Origin of the sequence: Pseudomonas sp. CHM02 (assembly GCF_000612585.1) — a bacterium.
GTDB lineage: Bacteria > Pseudomonadota > Gammaproteobacteria > Pseudomonadales > Pseudomonadaceae > Aquipseudomonas.
In genome coordinates this window covers 17,004-38,884 of record NZ_JFCA01000062.1, presented here as the reverse complement: position 1 = coordinate 38,884, position 21,881 = coordinate 17,004, and the positions used below count along the sequence as shown (strand labels likewise).

At 61.7% G+C, this 21,881-nt stretch carries 20 protein-coding genes; 6 read left to right on the top strand and 14 right to left on the bottom strand.

The features are described 5' to 3' along the window. Positions 1-36 precede the first annotated feature (36 nt). The 4 genes from BM70_RS0127575 to BM70_RS0127560 are packed head-to-tail and all read right to left on the bottom strand — an operon-like array spanning position 37 to position 4,387. On the bottom strand, positions 37-798 hold the full coding sequence (locus tag BM70_RS0127575; protein ID WP_025859012.1) for an SDR family NAD(P)-dependent oxidoreductase: 762 nt from the start codon (positions 796-798) through the stop codon (positions 37-39). A gap of 10 nt (positions 799-808) precedes the next feature. Further along, complete coding sequence (locus tag BM70_RS0127570) at positions 809-2,149, bottom strand: MFS transporter (protein WP_025859011.1); 1,341 nt, start codon at positions 2,147-2,149, stop codon at positions 809-811. A 25-nt stretch (positions 2,150-2,174) separates the two neighbouring features. After that, a complete protein-coding gene (locus BM70_RS0127565) occupies positions 2,175-3,053 on the bottom strand; it encodes a polysaccharide deacetylase (protein WP_010212857.1) in 879 nt (292 codons plus the stop codon). Between the two features lie 11 nt (positions 3,054-3,064). Continuing rightward, a complete protein-coding gene (locus BM70_RS0127560) occupies positions 3,065-4,387 on the bottom strand; it encodes an amidase (RefSeq protein WP_025859010.1) in 1,323 nt (440 codons plus the stop codon). A 336-nt stretch (positions 4,388-4,723) separates the two neighbouring features. Between BM70_RS0127560 and BM70_RS0127555 the strand changes: the two genes are divergently transcribed. From BM70_RS0127555 to cmoB, 6 genes are all read left to right on the top strand, one after another. Then, entirely contained in the window at positions 4,724-5,713 is a 990-nt protein-coding gene (locus BM70_RS0127555; protein WP_025859009.1) for a GntR family transcriptional regulator, read from the top strand. Between the two features lie 97 nt (positions 5,714-5,810). Further along, positions 5,811-8,231 (top strand): endopeptidase La, encoded by a 2,421-nt coding sequence (gene lon / locus BM70_RS0127550; protein ID WP_025859008.1) that lies wholly within the window; start codon positions 5,811-5,813, stop codon positions 8,229-8,231. Positions 8,232-8,431: 200 nt separating this feature from the next. Next, positions 8,432-8,821 carry a protease inhibitor I42 family protein gene (locus tag BM70_RS0127545; RefSeq protein WP_025859007.1) on the top strand — a complete coding sequence of 130 codons (390 nt, stop codon included), beginning with the start codon at positions 8,432-8,434 and terminating at the stop codon, positions 8,819-8,821. A gap of 1 nt (position 8,822) precedes the next feature. Next, complete coding sequence (locus BM70_RS0127540) at positions 8,823-9,479, top strand: lysoplasmalogenase (protein WP_025859006.1); 657 nt, start codon at positions 8,823-8,825, stop codon at positions 9,477-9,479. Positions 9,480-9,514: 35 nt separating this feature from the next. After that, complete coding sequence (cmoA, locus tag BM70_RS0127535) at positions 9,515-10,258, top strand: carboxy-S-adenosyl-L-methionine synthase CmoA (protein ID WP_025859005.1); 744 nt, start codon at positions 9,515-9,517, stop codon at positions 10,256-10,258. Further along, entirely contained in the window at positions 10,255-11,211 is a 957-nt protein-coding gene (gene cmoB, locus BM70_RS0127530) for a tRNA 5-methoxyuridine(34)/uridine 5-oxyacetic acid(34) synthase CmoB (protein WP_025859004.1), read from the top strand. The genes cmoA and cmoB overlap by 4 nt, the downstream gene beginning before the upstream one ends. 106 nt (positions 11,212-11,317) lie before the next feature. Here cmoB and tadA read toward each other — a convergent pair whose 3' ends face one another. The 10 genes from tadA to lptF form a co-directional block, all read right to left on the bottom strand. Further along, entirely contained in the window at positions 11,318-11,809 is a 492-nt protein-coding gene (gene tadA / locus BM70_RS0127525; protein WP_025859003.1) for a tRNA adenosine(34) deaminase TadA, read from the bottom strand. Continuing rightward, positions 11,809-13,191, bottom strand: a complete 1,383-nt coding sequence (locus tag BM70_RS0127520) for a multicopper oxidase family protein (protein ID WP_155952210.1) — start codon at positions 13,189-13,191, stop codon at positions 11,809-11,811. Before BM70_RS0127520 ends, tadA begins: the two co-directional genes overlap by 1 nt. Positions 13,192-13,398: 207 nt before the next feature. Continuing rightward, positions 13,399-14,142 (bottom strand): pyridoxine 5'-phosphate synthase, encoded by a 744-nt coding sequence (gene pdxJ / locus BM70_RS0127515; protein WP_025859001.1) that lies wholly within the window; start codon positions 14,140-14,142, stop codon positions 13,399-13,401. A 51-nt stretch (positions 14,143-14,193) separates the two neighbouring features. Then, a complete protein-coding gene (recO, locus tag BM70_RS0127510) occupies positions 14,194-14,883 on the bottom strand; it encodes a DNA repair protein RecO (protein WP_025859000.1) in 690 nt (229 codons plus the stop codon). Positions 14,884-15,066: 183 nt separating this feature from the next. After that, entirely contained in the window at positions 15,067-15,969 is a 903-nt protein-coding gene (gene era, locus BM70_RS0127505; RefSeq protein ID WP_025858999.1) for a GTPase Era, read from the bottom strand. Beyond that, positions 15,962-16,651, bottom strand: coding sequence for a ribonuclease III (rnc, locus tag BM70_RS0127500; RefSeq protein WP_016978270.1), 690 nt, complete (start codon positions 16,649-16,651; stop codon positions 15,962-15,964). The genes era and rnc overlap by 8 nt, the downstream gene beginning before the upstream one ends. A gap of 150 nt (positions 16,652-16,801) precedes the next feature. Then, positions 16,802-17,656, bottom strand: a complete 855-nt coding sequence (lepB, locus tag BM70_RS0127495; protein WP_025858998.1) for a signal peptidase I — start codon at positions 17,654-17,656, stop codon at positions 16,802-16,804. A gap of 5 nt (positions 17,657-17,661) precedes the next feature. Then, complete coding sequence (gene lepA / locus BM70_RS0127490) at positions 17,662-19,461, bottom strand: translation elongation factor 4 (RefSeq protein WP_003188853.1); 1,800 nt, start codon at positions 19,459-19,461, stop codon at positions 17,662-17,664. A 152-nt stretch (positions 19,462-19,613) separates the two neighbouring features. Further along, complete coding sequence (lptG, locus tag BM70_RS0127485; protein ID WP_025858997.1) at positions 19,614-20,693, bottom strand: LPS export ABC transporter permease LptG; 1,080 nt, start codon at positions 20,691-20,693, stop codon at positions 19,614-19,616. After that, on the bottom strand, positions 20,686-21,804 hold the full coding sequence (gene lptF, locus BM70_RS0127480; protein ID WP_025858996.1) for an LPS export ABC transporter permease LptF: 1,119 nt from the start codon (positions 21,802-21,804) through the stop codon (positions 20,686-20,688). Before lptF ends, lptG begins: the two co-directional genes overlap by 8 nt. Positions 21,805-21,881: the final 77 nt, after the last annotated feature.

Below are 21,881 nucleotides of genomic sequence, written 5' to 3'. Positions count from 1 at the left end.
CGCCGGCAAGCCGGGCTCCTACAGGGTGTGATGCTGTCAGTCCGGCCAGCGTACGGTCAGGCCGCCGTCGATGACGATGCTTTGTCCGGTCAAATAGCTCGACGCCTCACTGGTCAAGAACTGCACCAATGACGCCACTTCATCCGCCCGCCCTACCCGGCCCAGCGGGATAGCCCGCGCCGCTTTCGCCAAACCTTCCGGCCCCAGCGAGTTCTTAGCGTCCAGCGACTGTGGCGTCTCGATCAACCCCGGTATCACCGCATTGCAACGAATCCCCAGAGGCGCCAACTCCACCGCCAGCGACCGGCACAACCCCGGCACGCCAGCCTTGGCCGCGGCGTAATGACTGTGTTCCTGCCAGCCATACACGCCACCGGCAATCGATGAAATCGCCACCAGCGCACCGCCTTCGTTCATGTGCCGGGTCGCCGCACGGAAGGTGCGCATCACCCCCGTGAGGTCGACATTGAGCATCTCGTCCCACAGCGCGTCGGTCATCTCCAGCAAGGGTGCGCGGCGCAGCAAACCGGCGTTGGCCACTGCGTAATCCAGCCGGCCAAAATGCTGAATGGCTTGTTCGGCCAGGGCGTCCACCGAGGCGGTGTTGCCCACGTCCAACGGCAGCATCAGGCATTCGCCGCCAGCTTCTTCCACCCGGCTGACGGTGGCGTGCGGGTCATGGGGATCGGCCGGAAAATACCCGCCCACCACCGCCACACCGACACGGGCATAGGCCACGGCGAGGGCTTGGCCGATGCCGCTGGCGGCACCGGTAATCAACGCAACTTTACGGCTCATCGATCACTCCTTACTGAACGGTTTCCGGACGCACATGGCGTGCGGCAAACATCAACGCGCCGGACAGGAAGCACGGCAGTGCGCCGAACCACAGCGCGGCGGTCTGCCAGTCGCTGCCGGCGGACAACACTTGGGTGGCACCAAAGCCTGCGACCACCGCACCAATCGGGCCCATGGCATGGATGATCGCGCCGCCGGTGGCGCGGATACTGGTGGGGAAACTTTCGCTGATGAAAAACAGCGCCGCCGAGTACGGCCCGATCAGGAAGAACAGGCCCAGGCTGTAAAGCCCGACCACCATCGGCATATTGCTCGGGCCGAACAGCATCCCGGCAAACGACAGGCCGCCAAGCATCCAGCCCAGGCCGATCACGTTGCGGCGGCCGATCTTGTCGCCCATCCAGCCGTGGCTGAGGTAACCGCAATAACCCACCAGGTTCGACAGCACGAGGATGATCAGCGAGTTCTCGAACGAGATGTGGTGCACGCTGACGATCACCGAAGTACCGAGCACGCTGAACACCTGGATCGCGGCCCAGTTGAGCAACAGCGCGGCGCCGATCACCAGGGTGGCGCGACGCGCCGGGCCACGGAACGCGGCTTTTAGGCCGGCCTTGCTGTGTTCGTCGTAGTCCACGCCGTAGGTCACGGCAACGTTCTGCGCTTCTTTCACCGCGCCGCTTTTACGCAGCTCGGTGATGCGCTGGTGGATCTGGAACTGCGGGCTCTCCTTGAGCTTGCGCGCCATGATCGCGATGACGATCGCCGGGATCGCAGCGAAGATGAAGCAACCCTGCCAGCCGATGATCGGCAGCAGCAGCGCGGTCAACCCGGCAGCGATCAACGCACCGACCGGCCAGCCGCCCTGCACCAGGCTGTAGATAAACCCACGGCGCTTGGTCAGGCGCGGGTCCTCCGAGGCGCCGTACAGCTCGCTCAGGTAGGTGGCGTTGACGGTTTCCTCGGCATAGCCCAGGCCGCCCAGCGAACGGATCAGAATCAGTGGCGACTTGCCCCATGCTCCGCCGATCGCCGTGAGTGCCGAGCACAGCGCGGAGCCGGCCACGGTGAAGATAATGCCGGTACGCCGCCCCAACTTGTCGACGACGGGGCCAATGGCAAAGGCGACCACCGCCGTGCCCACCGCCACCCAAGTCGCGATTTCAGCTTGCTCCACCTCACCCCAGCCAAAGTGCCGGCCGATCTCCGGCAACAACGTGCCGAACAGGATGAAGTCATACACCGCAAACACCCAGGCGAAAAACGCGATCCAGGTGGCGAAGCGCACCTCCTGGGACGTCAGTTGCCGGGGTTTCCAGCCAGTCAGGTCAAGCTTGTTGTAGATGGACATGGGTCGCGCCTCGGGGATTAAGGAGTCAGGTACGGGGTTGGCGGCGGATGAAGTCGTCGGCGATTTCGTCGAAGGTGACGAAGCGCACGCCGGCATGGCTCTGGATGTGTTCGATCAGGCGCTCAAGCATCAGCAGCACTTGCGGGCGGCCGGAGACGTCGGGGTGGATGGTCATGGTGAACACCGCGTGTTCGTGTTCGCGGTAGACCCAGTCAAACTGGTCGCGCCACATTTCTTCGAGGTGACGCGGGTTGACGAAGCCGTGGCTGTTGGGGGCTTTCTTGATGAACATCATCGGCGGCAGGTCGTCGAGGTACCAATTGGCCGGGATCTCCACCAGGTCGGTTTCTTCGCCGCGCACCAGGGGTTTCATCCAGGTATCGGGGTGCTGGCTGTAGTCGATCTTGGTCCAGCTGTCGCCCTTGCGCACGTAGTAGGGGTGGAAGTCGTTGTGCATCAGGCTGTGGTCGTACTTGATGCCTTTTTTCAGCAGCAGTTCGTTGGTGACCTTGCTGAATTCCCACCACGGCGCGACGTAGCCGGTCGGGCGTTTGCCGGTGACCTGGGTGATCAGCTCGATGGATTTATCCAGGACGATTTCTTCCTGCTCGGCCGTCATCGCAATCGGGTTTTCATGGCTGTAGCCATGCACACCAATTTCGTGACCGGCGTCGGCCACGGCCTTCATCTGCTCGGGGAAGGTTTCCATCGAGTGGCCGGGAATAAACCAGGTGGTACGCAGGCCGTAGCGTTCGAACAATTTGAGCAGGCGCGGCGCGCCGACTTCACCGGCGAACAGGCCACGGGAGATATCGTCCGGCGAGTCTTCGCCGCCGTAGGAACCGAGCCAGCCGGCGACGGCGTCAACGTCGACGCCGAATGCACAGAGAATGTCTTTAGCCATGGTGTGTCTCCTTAAACGTTAAGTACAGTTTCGACGGACAACGAAGCGCGCAGCAGGCGTGCGTCTTCTCCCGTCGGGGCGCTGAGCAGCAGCCCGGTGGGCAGGCCCTGGGCATCGCGGCCGCTGGGCAGGGTTACGCCGGGCATGTCGAGGAGACTGCCGGGCATGGTCAGGCGCAGGGTGGCAAGGTTGGTTTTGACGAACAGGTCGTCGTCTGCTTCCAGTGGCGCTAACGCCGGAGCGACGTGGGCGACCGTTGGGGTGATGAGGATGGCGCCATCGAGGTCATCGACCAGTTGCTGTTGCAGGCGACGGCGCGCGTCGGTCAGGTGGATAAGCTGGCTGGCCGGCAGTGAGCGCGCAGCTTCGAGGCGGCGACGCACGCGGGGGTCGAGTTGTTCGGCGTCGGGGCTGTCGAGCAGCGCTGCGTGCAGGGCGAAGGCTTCGAAGGAACCGAGCCAGCCGTGGTGCTTGATCAGGTCCAGGGTCGCCTGGAAGGTCGGGCATTCGCGCTCTTCGATCAGCGCGCCCTGGGCCTTGAGCTGCTCGACAGCGCGCAGCAAGTTGTTGCGCACGGCGGGTTCGACGTCCTGTTGCGCCAGCACAAAGGGCTGGCCCTTGAGGCTGCGGGCGGTGTGGGTCTGGGCACGGCCATGCAGCAGGTCGTCGATGGCCAGCGCATCGCGCACGCTTCGGGTCAGCGGGCCGAGACTGTCGAGGGTGTGGGCCAGGGGGAAGACGCCATCGCGGCTGTAGCGTCGACTGCTGCTGCGGTAACCCACCAGGCCATTGAGGGCTGCCGGAATGCGGATCGAACCCGCCGTGTCGGTGCCCATGGCGATCGGCACAATGTCGGCGGCGACGGCCACTGCCGAGCCGGACGACGAACCGCCCGGAATGCGCGGCTGGTCCATACCCTGGGGGTTGTGTGGCGTGCCGAAATGCGGGTTCAGGCCCAGGCCGGAATACGCCAGTTCGCTGAGGTTGGTCTTGCCGACACTGACCATCCCGGCGCGGCACAGCAGGCCGACAGTCGGTGCATCGAGCAACGCGGCGGGCGCATTGCGGCGATAGGCGGCGCCCGCCGTGGTGACGCTGCCGGCCACATCGAACAAATCCTTCCAGGCCAGCGGCACGCCATCGAACACGCTCAATGGCTGGCCGGCGCGCCAGCGTGCAGCGGACGCTTCGGCTTCGCGGCGCGCTCGTTCAGCAGTCAGGCTGATAAAGACTGCCGGGACCTGGCCTGCCTTATCGAGTGCCTGTTCGAGGGCTTGCACCGGGTCGCTGCGACCGCTGGCGAACGCCTCGGCCATTGATGTGGCGTCTGACATCTGAATGCCCCTATAAGATGTACATATTAATAAAATGTACATTTTACAAAGGCAGCTTTCGTGCCACTCTAAGTTCGAATGCTTTAGCGCGATGAGGGAACTTCGTCTAGAGCTACGGGATAGAAGGTTTTGAAGAGCAGGAAAAAATCTTGCCTCTGCACGAGAAAGGGCCTTCAATGAAATAATGTATCTTTTATGAATAAGTACATTTTGGTGCAGAAAAGTAACATGCCTACACTCAAGGCCCCAAAAAAGTGCCAGCGACGTGGCGCAGAGTGACAGACGTAACTTATGAGAGAATCCCTGGCCACCGTCCTACAGCCTCCAGAGAAAGCAATGAAAGCAGTGTCCGCCTCGGCCTCCCGTTACGCGATGATTCACCAGGTGATGCGTGATGCGATCGTCAACGGCACTGCGCGCCATGGCCTGGTCTTGCTGGAAGCACCGCTGGCCGAATTGTTCGGCACTAGCCGCGTACCAGTACGCAAGGCCTTGGACCTGCTGCACGCAGAGGGCCTGATCTGCCGCTTCAACGGCCGGGGTTATCTGATCAACCCCGATGGCCTGCCCATGGAACCGCTGCGCCTGCCCTTGAGCCCTGCACACCTGGGCCTTAACGGTGAAGATGAGCTGGTGGACACGCGGCCGCTGGGCGAGCGCATCGTTGAGGAAATCGGTGCGGCGCTGTCCACCTGCATTGCTTTCGGCCATTACCGCCTGGACGAACAAGCCGCAGCCGACCACTACGGCGTCAGCCGCGCGGTGGTGCGCGAAGCACTGATGCGCCTGCGCGACCGCGGCCTGGTGGAAAAGGAGCCCTACTCCCAATGGCTGGCCGGGCCTTTGACCGCGCGTGAAGTCACCGAGGACTACGAGCTGCGCGCCTGCCTGGAGCCCGAAGCCCTGCGCCAGAGCGCCCCCAACCTCGACCGCGAGCTGCTGGAAGCCATGCTGCAACGCGTGCTGGATGCCCAGGACAGCCCCCATTGCAGCCTGGAGGCCATCGAACAGATCGAGGAAGACTTGCACCAGCGCTGCCTGGCCGGCCTGCAGAATCGCAAGATCGCCGCGCTGATCCGCCAGGGCCAGAGCCCGATGATCATCAGCCGGATTTTCTACCGTTTGCTGGGGATCGGCGCCGATCCGGCCATGCTTGCCGAACATCGATTGATTCTGGAGTTGCTGCTGCATGGCGCGTTTGACGCGGCGGCGCTGAATCTGCGCGAGCATTTGCAGCGGGCACGCCAGCGCATGTTGCAGCGCTTGAAGGTGCTCTCAGTACTGCCCGAACAGCCATTGCCGGCCTACCTGCACAAAATCAGCTGACCGCACATCATTCCAAATGTTGCTATCTCGCCGCGACCATTGAAACCACCGCTGCCCCGCCCCATCTAACCTCCATACTTCCTTATGCAGGTGCCCCATGAGCGACCAGCAAGATTTCCCCGATTACGATCTGAACGACTACGCCGACCCCGAAAACGCTGAAACCCCGTCGTCCAATACCGGCCTGGCCCTGCCTGGGCAAAACCTGCCGGACAAGGTCTATATCATCCCGATCCACAACCGGCCCTTCTTCCCGGCGCAAGTGCTGCCGGTGATCGTCAATGAAGAGCCGTGGGCCGAGACCCTTGAGCTGGTGAGCAAATCCGACCACCACTCCCTGGCACTGTTCTTCATGGACACCCCGCCAGAAGACCCGCGTCACTTCGACACCTCCAGCCTGCCGCTGTACGGCACCCTGGTGAAGGTGCACCACGCCAGCCGCGAGAACGGCAAGCTGCAATTCGTGGCCCAGGGCCTGACCCGCGTGCGCATCAAGACCTGGCTCAAGCACCACCGCCCACCGTACCTGGTGGAAGTCGAATACCCGCACCAGCCCAGCGAGCCGACCGACGAGGTCAAGGCCTACGGCATGGCGCTGATCAATGCGATCAAGGAACTGCTGCCGCTCAACCCGCTGTACAGCGAAGAGCTGAAGAACTACCTCAACCGCTTCAGCCCCAACGACCCGTCGCCACTCACCGACTTCGCCGCCGCGCTGACCTCGGCCACCGGTAACGAATTGCAGGAAGTGCTCGATTGCGTGCCCATGCTCAAGCGCATGGAAAAAGTCCTGCCGATGCTGCGCAAAGAAGTCGAAGTCGCGCGCCTGCAAAAAGAACTCTCCGCCGAGGTGAACCGCAAGATCGGCGAGCACCAGCGCGAGTTCTTTCTCAAGGAACAGCTCAAGGTCATCCAGCAGGAGCTGGGCTTGACCAAGGACGACCGCAGCGCGGATGTCGAGCAGTTCGAGCAACGCCTGGAAGGCAAAGTGCTGCCGGCCCAGGCGAAGAAACGCATTGATGAAGAACTGAACAAACTGTCGATCCTCGAGACCGGTTCGCCAGAATACGCGGTGACACGCAACTACCTGGACTGGGCCACCTCGGTGCCGTGGGGCGTGTATGGCGAGGACAAACTCGACCTCAAACACGCGCGCAAGGTGCTGGATAAACACCATGCGGGCCTGGACGACATCAAGAGTCGCATTCTCGAGTTCCTTGCGGTGGGCGCCTATAAAGGCGAAGTCGCCGGTTCGATTGTGCTGCTGGTGGGCCCGCCGGGCGTGGGCAAGACCAGTGTGGGTAAATCCATCGCCGAATCCCTGGGGCGGCCGTTCTACCGCTTCAGTGTGGGCGGTATGCGCGACGAGGCCGAGATCAAGGGCCATCGCCGCACCTACATCGGCGCGCTGCCGGGCAAGCTGGTGCAGGCGCTCAAGGATGTCGAGGTGATGAACCCGGTGATCATGCTCGATGAGATCGACAAGATGGGCCAGAGCTTCCAGGGCGACCCGGCGTCGGCGCTGCTGGAAACCCTCGACCCGGAACAGAACGTCGAATTCCTCGATCATTACCTGGACCTGCGCCTGGACCTGTCCAAGGTGTTGTTCGTGTGCACCGCCAACACCCTGGATTCCATCCCCGGCCCGCTGCTGGACCGCATGGAAGTGATTCGCCTGTCGGGCTACATCACCGAAGAAAAAGTCGCCATCGCCAAACGCCACCTGTGGCCGAAACAGCTGGAGAAAGCCGGCGTGTCGAAAAACAGCCTGACCATCAGCGACGGCGCCCTGCGCGCCTTGATCGATGGTTATGCCCGCGAAGCCGGGGTGCGCCAGCTGGAGAAACAGCTGGGCAAACTGGTGCGCAAGGCGGTGGTCAAGTTGCTGGATGAGCCGCACTCGGTGATCAAGATCGGCACCAAGGACCTGGAAAGCTCCCTGGGCATGCCGGTGTTCCGCAATGAGCAAGTGCTGTCCGGTACCGGTGTGATCACGGGCCTGGCCTGGACCAGCATGGGCGGCGCGACCTTGCCCATTGAGGCCACGCGCATCCATACGCTCAATCGCGGCTTCAAGCTCACCGGGCAGTTGGGTGAAGTGATGAAGGAATCCGCTGAAATCGCCTACAGCTACATCAGCTCCAACCTGAAGTCGTTTGGCGGTGATCCGAAGTTCTTCGACGAAGCCTTCGTGCACTTGCATGTGCCGGAAGGTGCTACGCCGAAAGACGGCCCGAGCGCCGGTGTGACCATGGCCAGTGCGCTGCTGTCCCTGGCGCGTAACCAGCCGCCGAAAAAAGGCGTGGCCATGACCGGCGAGCTGACGTTGACCGGGCATGTCCTGCCGATTGGCGGGGTGCGCGAGAAGGTGATCGCGGCGCGGCGCCAGAAGATTCATGAGCTGATTTTGCCGGAGCCCAACCGTGGCAGCTTTGAGGAATTGCCGGAGTACCTGAAGGAAGGCATGACCGTGCACTTTGCCAAGCGCTTTGCGGATGTGGCGAAAGTGCTCTTCTGATAGTTATGTAGTGCCTGGTCTGGCCTCATCGCGGGCAAGCCCGGCTCCCACAGGGATCGGTGTTGTTGATGACAAATCGGTCAAATGTGGGAGCGGGCTTGCCCGCGATGGCGTCTGTCACAACAACACAAATCCCTCCTGTCACACCTTGTCTCATCTTCGGTTATGCTCGGTCTTCGTCGCCAAACAACGGAGCCTCCATGACCGCTGCCCGCCTGCTTCTCCCCTTGAGCCTTGCCCTGCTGGCCGCGTGCGCCAGTGCACCGAAGCAAAACGTCACCGTGGAAAACCAGAGCGCCTGCCCGCTCCAGCTTAAAACCGGGCAGAACCTGATCCTCACCCTGCCCAGCAACCCCACCACCGGTTACCGCTGGGCCATCCAGGACTCCGCTGGCGGCGTGCTGCGCGCACTGAGCCCCGAGGTCTACAGCAGCGCGGAATCCGGAGTGATCGGCGGCGGTGGCCAGTCGACCTGGCGTTTCCAGGCCTTTGCAGCGGGCCAGGGCCGTTTGCGCCTGACCTCCCAGCAACCCTGGGAGCCGGAAGCCGAACCCGTCGAAACCTTTGACTGCGCCATTACGGTGAACTGATATGCCATGGCTGATTCTTGCGTTGATGGGCGCCGGCACCTTTATCTACGGCCTGACCACTCATGCCACCTTGCTGTGCCTGCTGGTCAAGCCGCTGCCGGTCCTGGCGCTGCTCGGCTGGCTGCATGATGCACCGCCCACCGACTATCGACGCTGGATCAGCCTGGGGCTGATTTTTTCGCTGGTGGGCGATGTACTGCTCGCCTGGCCGGGCGACCTGTTCATCTTTGGCCTCGGTGCGTTCCTGTTTGCGCACCTGGCGTATCTCAAGGCTTATTTCAGTGACTGCCGGCGCCTGGCCTTGCTGCCGTTGGTGCTGGCGCTAGGCGTGGGTACAGTGCTGCTAAGCATCCTGATTTCCCACGGCCTCGGCGATTTGCTCATACCGGTGGTGGTTTATGCGTTGGTGATCAGTGCCATGCTATGGCGCGCACTGGCGCGATTGGGCAGTGATGTGCCCAAGCGTTCGGCGCTGCTGGCGGCGGCGGGTGCGGCGTCGTTTGTGTTTTCCGACACGTTGATTGGTATCAATCGGTTTGTGCTGGCATTCGAGGCAGCGCCGTATTTGCTGATCATCACGTATTGGCTCGGCCAGTGGGGCATCACAGCATCGGCTTTCCATCAGACAACCCGCGCATCCGAGGACCAAGTTGGCTAAAATGCCGGCCTTTCCCCCTTGTCGCCGGAACAGTCGTGAGCAAAGAACCCGATCGCCTATTCGCCCAGCCCCTGCCCCAGGTGCCGGACTTCGCCTTTAACGAAGACGTGGTGCGGGTGTTCCCGGACATGATCAAGCGCTCGGTGCCAGGTTACCCGACCATCGTCGAGAACCTCGGCGTACTCGCGGCGCAATTTGCCCAGCCCAATAGTGTGCTGTATGACCTGGGCTCATCCCTCGGCGCTGTCACCCAGGCCCTGCGCCGCCATGTGCGCACCGACGGCTGCCGGGTGATCGCGGTGGATAACTCGGCGGCGATGGTCGAGCGTTGCCGTGAATACCTCAATGGCCAGGACTCGATGTTCCAGGAACTGCTGCCGGTTGAAGTGATCGAGGGCGATATCCTCGCGTTGCAATTTGCGCCGGCCTCGGTGGTGGCGCTGAATTTCACCCTGCAGTTCATTGCCCCCGATGAACGCCTGGCGTTGCTCTCGCGCATCCGCCAATCGCTGCTGCCAGGCGGTGCGCTGATCCTCTCGGAGAAGCTGCGCTTCAATGACCTTGAAGAACACGCGTTGCTCACCGACCTGCACATCGCGTTCAAACGTGCCAACGGCTACAGCGAACTGGAAATCGCCCAGAAGCGCAGCGCCATCGAAAACGTCATGAAGCCCGACAGCCTCGAAGAACACCGCGAACGCCTGCTGGCGGCCGGGTTCTCGAAAGTCGTGCCGTGGTTCCAGTGTCTTAACTTTGCCTCGTTGATTGCCTTGCCATGATTGATCTGTCCCCCCTCGCCCGCCATCTGGTCGGCACTCCCCTGGCCGTGTGGGCCCAGGGCCTGCAAGCGCAACTCGATAGCAAGATGGAAAAAGGTCATGGCGACCTGGAGCGTTGGCAGAGCGCGCTGGATGCGCTGCCTGCCATTCAGCCCAGCGAAGTGGATTTGCTCAATGGCCTGACACTCGACACCGACTGCGACGACGATACCCGCGCACAAATGCGCACGGCGCTGATGGGCCTGAGCCCATGGCGCAAAGGCCCGTTCCACCTGTTCGGCGTGCATGTCGACACCGAATGGCGGTCGGACTGGAAGTGGTCGCGCGTGGCGCCGCACCTGAATCTGAAAGGCAAGCGCATCCTCGATGTCGGCTGCGGCAACGGCTACTACATGTGGCGCATGCTCGGCGCCGGTGCCGACAGCGTGATTGGCGTGGACCCCAACTGGCTGTTCTTCTGCCAGTTCCAGGCCGTGCAACGTTACCTGGCCGAGCCCAAGGCCTGGCACCTGCCGTTCCCGTTCGAAGACCTGCCGCCGAACCTGGAAGGCTTCGACACCGTATTTTCCATGGGTGTGTTCTATCACCGCCGTTCGCCGATCGAGCATCTGCTGGCGCTGAAGGACACCCTGGTCAAGGGCGGCGAACTGGTGCTGGAAACATTGGTGGTCGAAGGCGATCAGCAGCAAGTGCTGGTGCCGGAAGATCGCTACGCGCAGATGCGCAACGTGTGGTTCCTGCCGTCAGTGCCGGCCCTGATGCTGTGGCTGCGCCGTGCAGGCTTCAGCGACGTGCGCTGTGTGGATGTGAGCGTGACCACGGTTGAAGAACAGCGTGGGACGGAGTGGATGAAGTACCAGTCGCTGAGTGATTTCCTTGATCCGGAAGATCACAGCAAAACCATCGAAGGGCTGCCAGCGCCGATGCGAGCGGTAATCATCGCCAAGAAATAAACCACCAACCCTGTAGGAGCCCGGCTTGCCGGCGATGGCGGCCGCGAGATCCATGCAAATCTCACTGCCACCATCGCCGGCAAGCCGGACTCCTACAGAGAGCGAGTCAGGCTTTTGCCCGGCGCGCCTTGAAGAATTCGCTCAACACCGCCCCACACTCTTCTGCCAACACACCGCCTTCAAACAACACCCGATGATTCAGAAAGCCCTGGGTAAAAAACTGCCCCTGGCTTTGCACGATCCCGGCCTTGGGCTCCAGTGCGCCATACACCACCCGCGCAATTCTTGAGTGCACGATCAGCCCGGCGCACATGCTGCACGGCTCCAGCGTTACATACAGCGTGCTGCCCACCAGGCGGTAGTTGCTGATGGCTTGCGCGGCGGCGCGGATGGCGACCATTTCGGCATGGGCGCTGGGGTCGTTGCCGCTGATCGGGCAGTTAAAGCCACGGCCGATGATTTCACCGTCCTGTACCAGCACCGCGCCGACGGGCACTTCACCCAACGCGGCGCCTTGCGTGGCAAGTGCCAGGGCTTCGCGCATGAAGTCCTGGTCGCGGCTGCGGTCGATGATCGCGGTGGGGCGAACCTGACGCATCACGCCACCTCGATGGCGGCCATCAGGCCGGTTTCCATGTGGTCGATCACATGGCAGTGAAACATCCACACTCCGGGGTTATCCGCCACCAACGCCACGCGTGCGCGTTCGTTCTTGCCCAGCAGGTAAGTGTCGGTGAAGTACGGGATCACCTTGTGGCGGTTAGAAGCGATCACTTTGAAGCTCATACCGTGCAGGTGGATCGGGTGCTGGTACTGGGTCATGTTCTTCAATTCGAAGATGTAGCTCTTGCCCTTCTCCAGCTTGGCAATCGGGCGGTCGGCGCAGGTCTTGTCGGTGATGTCCCAGGCCTTGCCGTTGATCTGCCACAGGCTTGGCGGCTTGCCGTTGTCGACATTGACCGAAACGGAGCCTACCCATTCGAAATTGAAGTTGAGTTTCTCGGCATTGGCCAGGTCCGGCTCGCTGATCGGGTTGGCGGGCAACGCCGGCGGCCAGTCGGTCGGTGCATCGGTATTGGCCACCGAACGGAACGTACCAAGGCGCACCGGACCATTGCGGATCGACAGTTCTTCGCCGGCCGGCGGTGCCTTGATCGCCAGGCAGATGCGCATGCCCGGGCCCAGCCAGTACTCCTTGCCCAGTGGGCGCGGCTCGATGGGGTTGCCGTCCAGCGCGTAGATCTGCGCTTCGACGTCGGGAATATTGATGCGATAGGTCAAGGTGTTGTCGAGGTTGAGCAGGCGCACGCGGGTGATCTGCCCGGCCGGCAAATCGATCACTGCCTGGGACACGCCATTGATCGTCGACAACCGACCGGCCGTGCCGCCACGCGCGGCTTCACGGGGAATGCTGAAGGCCACGAAAGCGCCCTCTTCGTCCACATGCCAGCTTTTCAGGCTGAGGGTGCGCTCGTGTTTGAAACCGGAGGGTTCGCGCTCTTCGATGATCAACGGGCCGACCAGGCCACGGCCAAGTTCTTCGCTGCTGTTCACATGGGGGTGATACCAGTAGCTGCCGGCGTCAGGCACGCGGAATTTGTAGTCGAAGTATTCGCCGGGCAGCACCGGCAATTGCGAGACGTAGGGCACGCCGTCCATTTCCAGCGGCAGGCGGATGCCATGCCAGTGAATGGTGGTGGCGACCGGCAGGTGGTTGATAAAGCGCACCCGCAGCCATTCACCCTGGCGCACGCGCAATTCGGTGCCCGGCGCGGAGGGCCCGAATGCCCAGGCTTCGGTCTTGTGCCCCGGCACCAGCTCCACGTCGAGCGGTGCGGCGATCAACTCGTAGTCGTGCCCCGCTTCGGCCTCGGCGACTTTCCCCAGCCAGTAGCGGTAGGCGCCACCGGCCCCCACCCCCACTACGGCCAGGCCTGCGAGACCACCCAGGATTTGTCGACGGGAAAAGGATCGGGACACAACAACCTCACGTATCGGTCGCAGGCCCAGAGCCTGCAAAGGGCAGATACGATACACCTGCACCGGCTAAACAGTAAGGCTTCGCATTGCCGCATGGCCGAATTCACCGCAGATCAATGGTAGAAGCTGGCATGCCGGCGATAGCACCACTTGGGTGCAACTTAACAATCGAGTTGCCTGCATCGCCCGCAGCCGGCTCCCACAGGTTTAGTGCTTGGCGGCGGCCAGGATCAGGGCTTTCATCTCGGCCACGGCGCCTTTGAAACCGACGAACAGCGCATGAGCCACCAGCGCATGGCCGATGTTCAGCTCGTTGATGCCCTTGATCGCGGCCACCGCCTCGACGTTGTGGTAATGCAAGCCATGGCCGGCGTTGACGATCAGGCCTTCCTTGAGGCCACAGCTCACACCGTCAATGATGCGTTGCAGCTCGTCGGCCACTTCGGTCGGCGTGGTGGCATCGGCGTAACGGCCGGTGTGCAGTTCGATGGCCGGCGCACCGACGCGGCGCGAGGCTTCGATCTGGCGCTCGTCGGCGTCGATGAACAGCGACACTTCAGCGCCGATCTTCGACAGGCGCTCCACGGCGGCCTTGATCCGCGCTTCCTGGCCGGCCACGTCGAGGCCGCCTTCGGTGGTCAGTTCCTGACGGGTTTCCGGCACCAGGCAAATGTGCGCCGGACGGATGCGCTCGGCGAAGGCCATCATTTCTTCGGTGACGCCCATCTCGAAGTTCATGCGGGTTTGCAGCACGTCCTTGAGCAGCAGCACGTCGCGCTCCTGGATGTGGCGACGGTCTTCGCGCAGGTGCACGGTGATGCCGTCGGCGCCCGCTTCTTCGGCGTCCAGCGCGGCCTTGACCGGGTCAGGGTAGCGAGTGCCCCGGGCCTGGCGCAGGGTAGCGACGTGGTCGATGTTGACGCCAAGGAGAATGCGATTGCTGGTGGTCACGGAAGCGCTCCTGAAAAGGGAAAGAATCGGTGCACAGCATACACGGGGATGTCAGGGCTTTCGAAACAACTCGCGACTGACCAGCGGCCGTCCGCCCAAATGCACGGCCAGCGCCTGGCGCATCAGGCGCTTGGCGGCAGACAAGGCACCGGGCGCCGTCCAGTCCGCTTCGCTCATGGCCAACAGCTCGGTGCCCTGGAACAGGCCGGGTTGCAACAGGTACACGCGCTCAAGGCCGGCATCGACCTGCAGGCGGTACAGGCCGTCGGCGGCGATGGGATCGCCGTGCAGGTCATTGGCCAGTTCGAAGCCATAACCCAGGTCGTCGAGCAGGCGCCACTCGAAGGCGCGCAGCAGTGGTTCCAGAGGACGGCCTTCGGCCAGCGCTAACAAGGTGGCGGCATAGTGATCAAAGACTGCCGGATGGGGGTCTTCGGCAGGGAGCAGGCGGATCAACAGTTCATTGAGGTAGAAGCCGCTGAACAGCGCCTCGCCATTGAGCCAGGCAGAAGTGCCGACGCTTTCCATGCGACCGACATTTTTCAGCTCGCTCTTGCCGCGAAACTCCACATCCAGGGCCACGAAGGGCCGCGCCAATGTGCCTGCCTTGCCCCGCGCACTGCGCAACACCGCGCGCAGGCGGCCTTGGGGCGTGAGGAAGTCCACCAAGGCGCTGGTCTCGCGGTAGGCGCGGCTGTGCAGGACGTAGGCGAGTTGGCTGGGGGGTGGGGATTGGGACATTGAAGCCTCATTGCTTCTGTGGTGAGCGGGCTTGCCCCGCGCTGGGATGCGAAGCAGCCCCAGCCAAATAACCGGGGTTCATTCAGTCAGATCTCGGGGCCTGGTTTTAGGGCTGCTTCGCATCCCAGCGCGGGGCAAGCCCGCTCACCACAACAAGCCAGCCCCACATCACCAGCGGTGCTCTTACAGGTCGCCGTAGCCCAGGGAGCGCAGTGCGCGCTCGTCGTCGGACCAGCCACCCTTCACCTTCACCCACAGGTTGAGCATGATCTTGGAATCGAACAGCAATTCCATGTCCTTGCGCGCCTCGGTGCCGATGCGCTTGATGCGCTCGCCCTTGTCGCCAATGATGATTTTCTTCTGGCCGTCACGTTCGACGAGGATCAGCGCATGGATGTGCAAGGTCTTGCCCTGCTGCTTGAACTCTTCGATCTCGACCGTGATCTGGTACGGCAGCTCGGCGCCCATCTGGCGCATGATTTTCTCGCGTACCAGTTCGGCGGCGAGGAAGCGGCTGCTGCGGTCAGTGATCTGGTCTTCCGGGAAGAAGTGTTCGTTCTCCGGCAGGTGCTCGGCGATCACGCGCTCCAGGGCATCGAGGTTGTGGCCATGCTGGGCGGAGATCGGGATGATCTGCGCGTTCGGCAGCTGTTCCTGCAGCCAGCTCAGGTGCGGCATCAGTTCGGCTTTGTCTTCGATACGGTCGGTCTTGTTCAGCGCGACGATCAACGGGCCGGTGACGTACTGCACACGCTCGAGGACCATCTGGTCTTCGTCGGTCCACTTGGTGCGGTCGACCACGAAGATCACCACGTCGACGTCTTTCAACGCCGCCGAAGCGGTCTTGTTCATGTAGCGGTTAAGGGCTTTCTCGCCGCCTTTGTGCATGCCCGGGGTGTCGACGTAGACCGCTTGCACGGTGCCTTCGGTCTTGATGCCCAGCATGTTGTGGCGGGTGGTCTGTGGCTTGCGCGAAGTGATCGCGAGCTTCTGGCCGAGGATGTGGTTGAGCAACGTGGACTTGCCCACGTTAGGGCGGCCGACGATGGCAACATAGCCACAGCGTGTTGCGTTTGAATCAGTCATGGCCATTCTCCACGCCCAGGGCAATCAGTGCTGCGGCGGCCGCTACCTGTTCGGCAATACGACGGCTCACACCCTGACCTCGGCTTTTTTCGTTCAGTAAGGTGATTTCACATTCCACGAAGAACACGCGGCAATGGGGCTCACCCTGGATATCCACCACTTCGTAGCGTGGCAGTTCGCAACCGCGAGACTGCAGGAATTCCTGCAGGCGGGTCTTGGGATCTTTGTTGGTGTCGACCAGCGTGAGGCTTTCGATCTCGGAGGTCAGCCACGCGGTGACGCGCTCCTTGGCCGCTTCCATGCCCGCATCGAGGTAGATGGCACCGATCAGCGCCTCAAGGGCATCGGCCAGGATCGATTCACGCCGGAAACCGCCGCTCTTCAACTCGCCAGAGCCCAGGCGCAGGTATTCGCCCAGGCCGAAGCCACGAGCCAGCACGGCCAGGGTCTCGCCCTTCACCAGGCGTGCACGCAAACGCGACAGCTGGCCTTCACGGGCTTGGGGGAAGCGCTCGAACAGGGCTTCACCGGCGACGAAGTTGAGGATGGCATCACCGAGGAATTCCAGGCGCTCGTTGTTGCGCCCTGCAAAGCTGCGGTGTGTAAGGGCAAGGACCATCAATTCCTGATCCTTGAAGGTGTAGCCGAGCTGGCGCTCGAGACGGCTTAAAGAAACGCTCACGGTTTACCCATATCTGTTTGGTGGCACCGGCGGCCATCGACGATTGACGCAGTGTTCAAATTCAAATCCTGGTTGGTACTGCATGAGGTAGGACAGATTTGTCCCAACCCCAGAAAAGCATTCGGCGCTGTGTTCACAGCGCCGCCTGTATTACTTGATCAGCCCGACCCGCGAGAAATTCGGCAGGTGGCTGAGTTTGGGTTCCGGCCAGCTCATCCAGACTGCAAAGGCCTTGCCGACGATATTCTGATCGGGAACCATGCCCAGCAGGTCCTTGGGAATGTTGGGGTCATCCCAGTACCGGCTGTCATTGGAGTTGTCGCGGTTGTCGCCCATCATGAAGTAGTGCCCGGCCGGCACTTTCCATTCGCCATCAGGCTGCGCACGGTAGCGGCTCATTTCCTTGCGGATTTCATGCTCCACCGCACCGAGTTTTTCCTGGTACAGCTCGGCGCTGCCCAACGTGTTCGGCTCGGAACCCAGCAGCTTCTCGGCCACCGACTCACCGTTGATGAACAGGCGCTTGTCGCTGGTGTAGCGAATCACGTCGCCCGGCAGGCCGACAACACGCTTGATGTAATTGACGTTCGGGTCGCTCGGGTAGCGGAACACCATCACATCGCCGCGCTGCGGGTCACCGATTTCGATGACCTTCTTGTCGATCACCGGCAGGCGAATGCCGTAGGAAAACTTGTTCACCAGGATGAAGTCACCCACGTCCAGGGTAGGTTTCATCGACCCCGACGGGATCTGAAACGGCTCCACCAGGAACGAGCGCAGCACCAGCACAATGAACAGCACCGGAAAGAACGACTTGCCGTATTCAACCAGCAAAGGCTCTTTGTTCAGCTTCTCGATCACCACGCCATCGGGCTGGCTGACGCTGCCCTGATAGGACGCGATAGCCGCCCGCCGACGCGGGGCGAAGAACACCAGATCGAGCAACGCCAAGAGACCGCAAACGGCAACGGCGATGACCAGCAACAGCGGGAAATTTAGCGACATAGGACCTAACTATCCAACCTGAGCACCGCAAGGAAGGCTTCTTGTGGAACTTCCACGTTACCTACTTGCTTCATGCGTTTTTTACCGGCCTTTTGCTTCTCAAGCAGCTTGCGCTTACGGCTTACGTCACCGCCGTAGCATTTGGCCAGTACGTTCTTTCTGAGTGCCTTGACGGAGGTCCGCGCAATGATCTGCCCGCCAATGGCGGCCTGGATCGCGACGTCGAACATCTGGCGCGGAATCAGTTCTTTCATCTTCTCGGTCAACTGGCGACCTTTGTAGTGCGCGTTGTCCTTGTGCACGATCAGTGCCAGGGCATCGACCTTGTCGCCGTTGATCAGCACATCCAGTTTCACCAGATTAGCCGATTGGTAACGATCGAAATGGTAATCCAGCGAAGCATAGCCGCGGCTGGTGGATTTGAGGCGGTCGAAGAAGTCCAGCACCACTTCGTTCATCGGCATGTCGTAGGTCACTTGGACCTGGGTGCCGAGGAACAGCATGTCGCGCTGTACGCCACGTTTTTCGATACACAGGGTAATGACGTTGCCCAGGTGCTCCTGCGGTACCAGGATATTGGCCCGCACGATAGGCTCGCGCATGTCTTCGATGGCCGACAGATCCGGGAGCTTGGACGGGTTGTCGACGTAAATCGTTTCACCGGTTTTCAGCAACAACTCGAAAATAACCGTGGGCGCCGTGGTGATCAGGTCCAGGTCGTACTCGCGCTCCAGGCGCTCCTGGATGATTTCCATGTGCAGCATGCCCAGGAACCCGCAACGGAAGCCGAAGCCCAGGGCGTCGGAGCTTTCCGGGGTGTACTGCAACGACGAGTCATTGAGGGTCAGCTTTTGCAGGGCTTCGCGGAAGTCTTCGAAGTCATCGGAGCTGACCGGAAACAGGCCGGCGTAGACCTGCGGCTGGATACGCTTGAAGCCCGGCAGCACGTCGACGTCCGGCGTGGAGCTGAGGGTCAGGGTGTCACCCACCGGTGCGCCGTGAATGTCCTTGATGCCAGCGATGATGAAGCCTACTTCACCGGCTTTCAGATCAACGGTCGCGGTGTGCTTGGGGTTGAAGACACCGACGCTGTCCACCAGGTGGATCTTGCCGGTGGATTTGACCAGGATCTTGTCGCCCTTCTTCACGCGGCCATGGCGTACGCGTACCAGGGAGACAACGCCCAGGTAGTTGTCGAACCAGGAGTCGATGATCAACGCTTGCAGCGGATCTTCGTAGTTGCCGGTCGGGGCCGGGATGGTGTGCACCAGGCGCTCGAGCACTTCGTCGACACCCAAGCCGGTCTTGGCGCTGCAGGTGACGGCGTCGGTGGCGTCGATGCCGATGATCTTCTCGATCTCTTCCTTGACGCGCTCGGGCTCGGCCTGCGGCAGGTCGATCTTGTTCAGCACGGGCATGACTTCCAGGCCCTGCTCGATCGCGGTGTAGCAGTTGGCAACCGACTGCGCTTCCACGCCCTGGCCGGCGTCCACCACCAGCAAGGCACCTTCACAGGCCGCCAGGGAACGGCTGACTTCGTAGGTGAAGTCAACGTGGCCCGGGGTGTCAATGAAGTTCAGCTGGTAGGTGATACCGTCTTTGGCCTTGTAATACAGAGTAACGCTGTGGGCCTTGATGGTGATCCCGCGCTCGCGTTCGAGGTCCATGGAGTCCAGTACCTGGGCTTCCATTTCACGCTCGGCAAGGCCGCCGCACATCTGGATAAATCGATCGGCCAGCGTCGACTTGCCATGGTCAATGTGGGCGATGATGGAGAAATTGCGGATATGACTCAAATCACTCACGGATCAACACTCAAAAAGGCTGCAGGCAGATTGCCCGCTGAAAAATAGCCGGGAATTGTACCTGATGCTCAGGCCAGACGTCATCTTTGCTGACCAGAACAAAAAATGCCCCGATCTCTCGACCGGGGCATTTTTTGATCATAAGCGCGACGTCAGCCGGCTCGGCGCAACAGCCAGAACCCGGCCAGGGCGCAGATGGCGGTCGGCACCAGCACCGCAAACAGCGGCGAGAAGCCAAACACCAGGCTCGACGGGCCGAGCAGGTCCTGGGCGATACGGAAGGTGAAGCCCACCAGCACGCCGGTAAATACCCGCTGGCCAAGCGTCACGGAGCGCAACGGGCCGAAGATGAACGAAATCGCCATCAATACCAGCGCGGCGGTGACCACCGGCTGCAACACCTTGACCCAGAATGCCAGCCAGTAGCGACCGTTGTTCAGCCCCTGGTCCTTGAGGTAGTGGATGTAACCCCACAGCCCGGAGATCGGCAGGCTTTCCGGGATCATCACCACGGTATTGAGCAATTGCGGCTTGAGGGCGATGTCCCACTCCTGGCTCGGCACATTGATCACTTCGGTGCTGGCCTTGGCGCCTTGGCCGATATTGCGGAAGTAGGTGGTGGTAACGTCGCTCAGTTGCCATTTTTCGCCACTGTATTGCGCACGTTTGGCGAAACTGGACTCTAGCAGGTGACGCTCTTTGTCGAAGGTGTAGCGGGTCACACCAATCAACAGGCCGCCTGGCTGCACGGCGTTGATGTGGATGAACTCATCGCCCTGGCGGTGCCACAGGCCATGCTTGGAACTCTGCGCATCACCCGAACCCTGGGCCAGGGCGCGATTGGCCTGGGCAGTGGTTTCGGCCGGTGGCGCCACGTATTCGCCGATCAACACACTGCACGCCATCAGCAGCAACATCGGCTTCATCACGGCCCAGACGATTCGACCGATGGACACGCCGGCGGCGCGCATGATGGTCAGTTCGCTGTTGCTGGCCAGGCTGCCCAGGCCGATCAGGCAGCCGATCAGTGCGGCCATCGGCATCATGTCGTAGAGGCGACGCGGCGCGGTGAGGGCCACGTAGCTCAGCACGTCCCACACGGTGTAGGTGTCGCTGACGTTGCCCACTTCATCGATGAAGGCGAACAACGACGCCAGGCCCAGGATGATGCCCAATACCGCCAGGATGGCGATCAGGACGCTGCTACCAATGTAGCGATCGAGCTTAGCCACGAGCCAACTCCTTCAGGCCACGACGGCTCTTCATTTTCAAACGTATCGGTTCCCAGTAGAGCAGCCCCAGGCCGATCACCAGGAAGATGCCATGCACCCACCACAGGCCCAGGGTCGGCGACAGCTTGCCTTTTTCCAAGGAGCCACGGGCGGAAATCAGGATGGTGAGGTAAGCCATGTACAGCAGGATCGCCGGCAACAGCTTGAGGAAACGACCCTGGCGCGGGTTGACGCGCGACAGCGGCACCGCCATCAAGGTCACGATGAATACCAGCAGCGGCAGGGAGATTCGCCATTGCAGCTCGGCGATGGAGCGCAGTTCCTTGCTGCCGAGCAGGTCGGTGGTCGGGATGGCGTCGCGGTCAGTGACTTCGTCGCTGATATCCGGGCGGGCCAGCATCACGCCGTAGGTGTCGTACTTGATCGCACGATAATCGGCCATGCCTGGGCTGCCATCGTACCGATAGCCATTTTCCAGGATCAGGTAGCGGCTGCCGTCAGGACGCACTTCCTGGCGACCGGAATCAGCCACCAGCACGGAAATGCCACGGTCTTTCTTGTCCTGGCCCAGGCGCTTCTCGGAAATGAACACACCGCCCAGGTTGGCGCGGTCGTCGGTCAGGGTTTCGGTGTAGGTCACCCGCGAACCATCATTGAGCGCCTGGAAGCGGCCCGGTTCGAGGGTGTCGAACTCGGTCATCGCGTCCTGCTTGTTCAACACCAACTGGAACTGCATGGCGCCCTGGGGCGCCAGGCTCAGGCTCAGCCAGGCAACGATCAACGCAACGCCGGCAGCCGGGATCATGGTCATGCCCAGCAGGCGTTGCTGGCTCATGCCGGTAGCCGAAAGCACGGTCATTTCGCTTTCGAGGTACAGCCGGCCGTACGCCAGCAGAATCCCGAGGAACAGCCCCAACGGCAGGATCAGTTGCAGGAAGCCCGGCAGGCGAAAGCCCATGATCAGGAACAGCGAGCCCGGATCGAGGGCGCCGGAGGCAGCCTGGGCCAGGTATTTGACGAAACGACCACTCATGATGATGACCAGCAATACCGCACTCACGGCACTCAGGGTCAACAGGACTTCGCGGGACAGATAACGGAAGACAATCAAACCAGACACTCCAGGGTTGTCAGGCTAAGGCGGCCAAACAAGCAAGCATACCGAGTCAGCCCCTTTACACAGGGCCG

Coding starts and splice junctions, on each gene's coding strand:
- BM70_RS0127575 (WP_025859012.1), bottom strand. CDS start 798: ATGAGCCGTAAAGTTGCGTTGATTACCGGTGCCGCCAGCGGCATCGGC.
- BM70_RS0127570 (WP_025859011.1), bottom strand. CDS start 2,149: ATGTCCATCTACAACAAGCTTGACCTGACTGGCTGGAAACCCCGGCAA.
- BM70_RS0127565 (WP_010212857.1), bottom strand. CDS start 3,053: ATGGCTAAAGACATTCTCTGTGCATTCGGCGTCGACGTTGACGCCGTC.
- BM70_RS0127560 (WP_025859010.1), bottom strand. CDS start 4,387: ATGTCAGACGCCACATCAATGGCCGAGGCGTTCGCCAGCGGTCGCAGC.
- BM70_RS0127555 (WP_025859009.1), top strand. CDS start 4,724: ATGAAAGCAGTGTCCGCCTCGGCCTCCCGTTACGCGATGATTCACCAG.
- lon (WP_025859008.1), top strand. CDS start 5,811: ATGAGCGACCAGCAAGATTTCCCCGATTACGATCTGAACGACTACGCC.
- BM70_RS0127545 (WP_025859007.1), top strand. CDS start 8,432: ATGACCGCTGCCCGCCTGCTTCTCCCCTTGAGCCTTGCCCTGCTGGCC.
- BM70_RS0127540 (WP_025859006.1), top strand. CDS start 8,823: ATGCCATGGCTGATTCTTGCGTTGATGGGCGCCGGCACCTTTATCTAC.
- cmoB (WP_025859004.1), top strand. CDS start 10,255: ATGATTGATCTGTCCCCCCTCGCCCGCCATCTGGTCGGCACTCCCCTG.
- tadA (WP_025859003.1), bottom strand. CDS start 11,809: ATGCGTCAGGTTCGCCCCACCGCGATCATCGACCGCAGCCGCGACCAG.
- recO (WP_025859000.1), bottom strand. CDS start 14,883: ATGTCCCAATCCCCACCCCCCAGCCAACTCGCCTACGTCCTGCACAGC.
- era (WP_025858999.1), bottom strand. CDS start 15,969: ATGACTGATTCAAACGCAACACGCTGTGGCTATGTTGCCATCGTCGGC.
- lepB (WP_025858998.1), bottom strand. CDS start 17,656: ATGTCGCTAAATTTCCCGCTGTTGCTGGTCATCGCCGTTGCCGTTTGC.